Raw genomic sequence first — 517 nt, forward strand, 5'->3', positions numbered from 1 at the left:
CCCTCGTCAAGGGATCCCTTAAGTACAGCCCCTCTCCTATCGGCCTCCTTCAGTTCAGGTAGCTGGATAAGGGCAAGCATTACCAAGTATTATGGGTTGTCAGCCAAGGGATCCCGGCAGGAAACACAAGCAGGGTAGACAGATAGGTATGGGGTGTTACGGCGGCCAAACCACTCGTAGCGGTGATCCCGGATCTGTTCGTAGCCTCGATCCCCCAGAACCTTCAAGCCAGGAAAGTTGCGGTACAGAGCCAGCCACACCTCCCCGCTCGGCAAAAGGGCGGCAATTTGTTCAATGGCAGCGGATCCCTGCCAGCGGCGCTCTGGGTGCTCCAGATCGATGAGAATCATCCCCAGCTCCACCTGCTCCGGTGGGATCCCCCATTGGGCCAGGGTAGAAGCATCTTGCATGGGGGCGTAGCAAAACTGCCGTCCGCGATCCAGTTGCTCCAAGAGCTGAACGCCGGTGGCACAGAGGTTGCAGAGGCCGTCGTAGATAACCATGTAGGGCATGGTGG

The 517-nt window shown here is 58.2% G+C and carries 1 protein-coding gene; it reads right to left on the minus strand.

All coding sequences use genetic code 11. The features are described 5' to 3' along the window. Nucleotides 1-89: 89 nt before the first annotated feature. Nucleotides 90-517, minus strand: a 428-nt coding sequence (locus NW820_RS13495) for a thiol-disulfide oxidoreductase DCC family protein (protein ID WP_414407788.1), incomplete at its 5' end; no start/stop codon positions are given.

This window comes from Synechococcus sp. R55.7 (genome assembly GCF_047461955.1).
Lineage (GTDB): Bacteria > Cyanobacteriota > Cyanobacteriia > Thermostichales > Thermostichaceae > Thermostichus.